General features: G+C 48.8%; 6 protein-coding genes. All 6 read right to left on the bottom strand.

The features are described 5' to 3' along the window. Positions 1-89 precede the first annotated feature (89 nt). The 6 genes from eutJ to cutC all read right to left on the bottom strand — a co-directional run bounded on the left by eutJ (position 90) and on the right by cutC (position 6,056). Positions 90-932 (bottom strand): ethanolamine utilization protein EutJ, encoded by an 843-nt coding sequence (gene eutJ / locus C1A02_RS03740; RefSeq protein WP_101696846.1) that lies wholly within the window; start codon positions 930-932, stop codon positions 90-92. Next, entirely contained in the window at positions 914-1,594 is a 681-nt protein-coding gene (locus C1A02_RS03735; RefSeq protein WP_101696845.1) for a cobalamin adenosyltransferase, read from the bottom strand. Before C1A02_RS03735 ends, eutJ begins: the two co-directional genes overlap by 19 nt. Before the next feature lie 11 nt (positions 1,595-1,605). Beyond that, entirely contained in the window at positions 1,606-2,049 is a 444-nt protein-coding gene (locus tag C1A02_RS03730) for a EutP/PduV family microcompartment system protein (protein WP_101696844.1), read from the bottom strand. Then, positions 2,046-2,399 carry a BMC domain-containing protein gene (locus C1A02_RS03725; protein WP_101696843.1) on the bottom strand — a complete coding sequence of 118 codons (354 nt, stop codon included), beginning with the start codon at positions 2,397-2,399 and terminating at the stop codon, positions 2,046-2,048. Before C1A02_RS03725 ends, C1A02_RS03730 begins: the two co-directional genes overlap by 4 nt. A 36-nt stretch (positions 2,400-2,435) precedes the next feature. Beyond that, positions 2,436-3,392 (bottom strand): choline TMA-lyase-activating enzyme, encoded by a 957-nt coding sequence (gene cutD / locus C1A02_RS03720; RefSeq protein ID WP_101696842.1) that lies wholly within the window; start codon positions 3,390-3,392, stop codon positions 2,436-2,438. A gap of 105 nt (positions 3,393-3,497) precedes the next feature. Next, a complete protein-coding gene (gene cutC, locus C1A02_RS03715; protein ID WP_101696841.1) occupies positions 3,498-6,056 on the bottom strand; it encodes a choline trimethylamine-lyase in 2,559 nt (852 codons plus the stop codon). Positions 6,057-6,061: the final 5 nt, after the last annotated feature.

The raw sequence follows: 6,061 nt of genomic DNA, 5'->3' as shown, positions 1-6,061 counted from the left end.
GAGTGATTCCCGTGCGCCGCGCCAGAATATCCAGCGTTCCCGCTGTGGGCGATTTAATGATTCGGTAATCCATGGTTCTGTCCTTTCTGTCACATCCGCTCTTTCCCGCACCCAAGCGCGATCCCCAGCGGCGTGACGAACATGGGGTTCTGTGGTTTGTGGGTAAAAATCCCCACCTGCTTTTCAATCACAGATTCGATTCCTGCAAGGCAGCAGGTGCCGCCCACCAAGCAAATCTCATTGATATCATAATCCTGAATATTTCTTTTAATAATGGAAGCGACTTTTTCAATCACCGGCTTTACCACAGGCAGCAGTTCTGTGTGATTTTTAGGATCCCGCTTGAACAGTTCCGCTTCGGCAAAAGGCATTTTATACGCCCCGGCTACCACCAAAGAAAAGTGTGTTCCCCCAGTGGATTCATCGGTTACTGAGATAACCTTACCGTCTTTCAAAACCGAAATACCTGTGGTTCCGCCGCCAATATCCACCACCGCACCGTTTCGAATTTGAAGTGCCGCGTTAGCAGCAGTGGGTTCATCAGAAATCGCCGTTATCTCAAAACCTGCGGCTTCTGCCACGTTTTTCACCGCTCCGCCATCCAGTTCATTGGTTCCCGGCGGGATGGCCGCCGCCGCATAAAGTAGTTCTGTTCCAAGTTTTTCTTCCAGTTCTTTTTTGAGTTCCCGTACGATGTTTACCGCACCGATGTAATCCACCACCATGCCGTCACGAACCACATCTGCATATCGGTAAGCGCCAGCCACCGGCTTGCGGTTTTCATCCAGCACAGCCAGCACCACACAGGCAGTTCCCAAATCCAGACCGGTGTAATAAACAGCAGATTTTGTGGTGACAGGATGCTCTATCACTTTTTCAAAGTCTGCGACCAGCTGGTCACAATACGCAAAGGTCAGGTTTTTCTGCGACATACTTTTCCTCCAGAAGCTTCGCATATCATCTGCGACAGCCGATTAAGAATTTGATTGACCCATCTGGACGCTTCCTGATAAGGAATATCTGATGGTTCTTCTATTTCCGACCGTTCCAAAAGGTCCAGATTCATTTCCCGCAGCGTGCAGCGCAGCTGATGCAGTAAAATAATCTCTTTGCCCTTTTGAAGCTGAATATGAAATCCGGTGACGGCAAAGCAGTCGCCCAAATCGCTGGCTGCGTTTTCTTCTCCGATTCCGGTACAGGCGGCACAGGATACAGAAGAAAGGGTTCCGCCGGATTCCAGTACGGATTTTATCTGGGAAAGCTCACCCGAAAGCTCTATCACCTGCTGCGCCATCTGGATATCCTGTTCCAGAAGCTCCTGTGCTGTGGCCAAAAACATTGCTTCGACAGATGCCAACCGGCAAAGCAGCCTGCGTTTTGAAATCGAGTCCTTTTTTACGGGGGACGGACAAGACGCTTCTTCCTTTTTCTTTTGCGCCCGCCCATTGGAAGCCGAATCGGTCATCCGAATTTTTCGGTCAATTAGGAATTGCCGGGCCCCGGGGGTAATTTTTGTTCCCAGCTGCGGCACATACCGGTCAAAGGGCTGCGCCTGATATAAAGCACGCAGGTCACTTTCCGTAATAAATTTCATATTCTCCCCCCTTATTCCGTCATTTTCTGTAGCTCTGCTTTCAGCATTTCTATGCCAATCTGATGTAGCGCGCTGATTTTATAATAAGGCGGCAACACGCCGATCTTTTGAAGCTGGCGTATGCAGCAATCCTCATTTTCCTGATTCAAATCACATTTTGAAATCACACCGATAACCGGACACCGAAACACCCTGGCAAATCCCGGAGAATAAAGTTCTTTGCAATCCGACTGATCCACCAAAAGAAGCAGATGCGATGCATCCTGAGAAGCGGCGATAATATGTTTATACATCCACGCATTTTCCAAATAAGAGGATGGCACATCGATGGTGTTTTTGCCATAAATCAGATCCGGTGTTCTGCGCGGCGGAAGATTTACCCCGTTTAACTCGTTCACCAGTGTTGTTTTTCCGCATCCGGCAGGTCCAATTACCATAATCCGCTTGCGCTTCATGTTCTTGTAAGCGGTGCCGCCTGAAAGTCCAGCAGATCCCGCAGCGTATCATTCACGGCGCGCAGCGAAGTTTCTACACTTTGCACATCCCCATAAATCACGACTGAGCCGGTAAACCGGTCTAGAAATCCAATTTCCACATTGGCGGTTTTTGCGGCAATGTCGGCGGCAATGATGGCGCTTTCAAAGGGTGATAACGTAAGAATCCCAATGGCGCCCCCGTCATCAATGCCCAGCCGCTCAAACACATCTTTTACCGGAGAGGCGATTACATGGGCCAACGTAATTTGTTTTCCCGGGACAGACTCCTGAATAATACGTTCTATCCCCTGTTCCCCGAATACGCTCATTTTCCTCCCCTTCCCGAAATATCTTCTTTTTATATGTTAGTGACGAACCACTGTCACTGGGAAATCATACGTTTTCAGCCAACTTTCCAGCCGATCCAGAGCTTCTGCGCTCATGGCAGGATCCGGTTCGTTTTCCATAGGATAAGACATTCCCAACTGAGAATACTTGTTGACTCCCATCCGGTGATAAGGCAGAATATCAATCCCTTTAAAGTTTTTATAATCCCGGTAAGGACGTAAAAACTCCACCACCGCATCAATTTCTTCTTTGCCGTCATTGAGCCCTTTCAGCATCGGCATTCGGACTTTTACGTTGTACCGCCGCTGAAGCAATTCTTTTAGATTGTTTAAAATCTGATTGTTATGTACCCCCGTCAGCTCGTAATGCTTTTGGGAATCCATTTGTTTGATATCAAACAGGAACAAATCTACAAATTGAGCCACTTTCAAAATCGCATCTAATTTGGCATAACCAGAGGTTTCTATGGCCGTATTAATTCCCTCGCGCTTACAGACCATCAGAAGGTTCGCCACGGCTTCATACTGCATCAGACATTCCCCGCCGCCCACTGTAATGCCGCCGCCGGAAAGGTCATAGAACATTTTATCTTCTTCCACAATCTGAACAATTTCAGAAATTGTCTGCATTCGACCCGCAATGGTCAAAGCAGACTGATAACAGGCCTGCTCACACTTTCGGCATCCGATGCAATCGATATTGCGGTCAATGCTGTGGGTTCCGTCCGCTTCCATCTTATGAATCCCCACGGGACAAACGGCAGCACAGGCACCGCAATTGACACACACATTGGACCGAAACATGACGTTATAGCGCCGTTCCAGGTTTTCGGGATTGGAACACCATTTGCAGCGCAGTGGACAGCCCTTAAAAAACACCAGTGTCCGAACACCCGGCCCATCATACATATTGTATTTTTGGATATTGGAAATAAAGGCTTTGCGCTCCATTACTCCCTGATTGGTACTGCTCATACTGTTAAATCTCCCGATTTCCCATACTTTTGGCGGCCTGGCTCCTGGCCCGCCGGCGGGATTTTACCCGGCCGGCGGCGGAGCACGGCTGCCCTTACACTATTTTTACAGATGTGTCAGCATGGTTCTGCTGATAATTTCATCCTGCACATCCTTGCACAGTTCTACGAAGAATGCGCTGTAACCTGCCACACGAACAATCAGGTCACGGTAGTTTTCCGGGTGCTTCTGCGCTTCAATCAAGGTGTTATTATCCAGATAGTTAAACTGCATCTGGCCATTGCCGAAGATAGATGCGGTGCGAATCAGCGTGATAATGCCGTCCTCTCCTTCCGGGGTATCCAGCAAACCAGACATCAGCTTAAAGTTGTGCACCATACCGATGTTCATATTGTCCACCGCCAGCTTAGAAATGGACTTGATGATTGCGGTGGGACCCTGGTTATCGGAACCCTGGGTGGGGCTGATCCCGTCAGACAAAGGCATCCAGGCCCTGCGGCCATTAGCAGAAGCACCGGTCATCTGCCCAAAGGGTGTATTGTTGGAAATGGATAAAGTGCCGTGGCTCAAAACCGAATACAAAGTCTTGTATTGACGGTGTTCCATTTCGGTAAAGTTAATCAGATCCGATGCGATCAAATCTGCGTAATCGTCGTCATTGCCGAACTTGGGTGCATTCAGGCAGTCATTCCGAAGCTGCTCGCAGCCCACAAAATCTGTTTTTAATGCTTCATTCAGCTGATGCAGAGTGTATTTTTTCTCTTCAAATACCAGCTTTTTAATGGCCGCCATCGAATCGGTGTAGGTTGCAAGGCCAGACCAAACCACGCCGGGGCCAAAATTGTACATTGCACCGCCGGAAGAAACATCCTTGCCTTGTTCCATGCAGCCCTCATACATAATGGACATCAAGGGCTTCGGCGCCAACTCGCGGTGTATCCGCTGAGAAATAACGGTCGCCACGCTAGTCAGCCTGGTAATGTATTTAATTTGATCCTTAACAGCAGCTTCAAACTCTTCGTATGTTCTGTATTGGCTCAGGTCACCCGCGTCTGGTGTTACCTGTTTGCCATACCAAAGCGGAACACCGTGGTTGAGCACCAGTTCGATGCAAATGGGCCACTGGGTATAAGAGGTAGAAGTCCACTGATACAACCGGCCGGATTTTTGGGGTTCCACGCACCCCATCAGGCAATAATCGCGGGCATCTTCAATAGAAACGCCCTTGGCCAGCATCATCTTGATATGGGAATCATCAAAGTGAATCGCCGGGAAGCCCATGCCGGAACGCACCACTTCCACAATCTTTTTCAAATACTTTTGGGGGGACTTGTTGTGCACACGGGTTGCCAAAGAAGGCTGATAAACCTTTACATGGCGCACAGCATCCATCAAAAGGTAAGTCAGTTCGTTGGTAGCGTCACGTCCGTCACGGGTGACACCGCCCACACACATGTTGACGAAAGGCTGATAGCCCGCAAAGAATTTGGAGCCACCTTCGCTGGTAATCCACATCATTTCAGACATCTTAATCAGCATGCAGCCGGCCAACTCAAACGCCTGATAATCATTCATACGGCCAGATTCAATATCGGCCTGATAGAACGGATACATGTACTGATCCACACGGCCAATGGACATACCGGTCTGGTTTTCTTCCACAACCAACAGGGATTCCACTGTCCAAACCGCCTGAATTGCTTCCCAGAAAGTGCGGGGCTTATGGGCAGGCACCCATGCGTTCACTTCTGCAATTTTCTGAAGCTCTGCTTTGCGCTTGGGGTTTGTTTCTTTCATTGCCAGCTGAGCAGCGTATTCCGACAGTCGTCTTGCATAAATCATGACGCCTTCTGTGGTGTCGATAATGGATTTATAAAAATAGATCTTGTCAATGTCATCCGGGTTTTCATATTTCAGCTTTTCCAGATGCTCGCGGGCCTCCTGCTGAATATCCAGCATACCTTTCTGCATCAGGATTACGTCATAACCGGGGTTAGAGTCACCGCCGCCGTTGAGCGCATGGTAAGAGCAGTCCGAAACAAAGGATTCTCCAGACAATTCCCAAAGGCCAGCTTCACGATATTGATCTTCGCAGTACTCATCCACAGATTTTCCCTGCCAGAAGGGGAACAGCTCTTCTCGCATAATCTTCTTGTCTTCTTCAGCAATATAAAAGGGATCCTGCGCACGATTAGCGATAGTATCAATTTCGTCCACCATCCAGCGCCATGCGATATCCGGAGAAAAAGCACCGGCACGGGGGGCGCCATTGGGGGCACCGACAATCAGTTCATTGTCCTGAATCACCAGCGGTGCGGTTTCGCAGCAATAGCGGAAACATTTTGCACGCAGCATAATCTTCGGCATACCGGGGTTTTCTTTGGCAATTTTGGTAATGGCCCGTGCCCGGTAAGTGGTAATGGAAGGAACCTGCTTTAAATAGTTTTCTTTCAGCTCGATTAAACGGGAAGTCATTCCGTCCGGAATTCCCGCGCCGGCGCTGTTGTCTGCCCCAACAAATTGGGGGGCATAAGAAGCAGTGGTTTCTTCCTTGGTAATTTCACTGGCAACGCTCTCAAACATCTTGATTAAAGATGTTCGCTGTGCTTCTGTCATATGTTTGGTCGCATCCGCTAATTTGTTTGAAAAATCACGAATATCCAAATTTC

Source organism: Clostridium minihomine (assembly GCF_900240385.1).
GTDB classification, from domain to species: Bacteria; Bacillota; Clostridia; order Oscillospirales; family Acutalibacteraceae; genus Faecalispora; species Faecalispora minihomine.
This window is presented reverse-complemented; position numbering and strand designations above follow the sequence as displayed.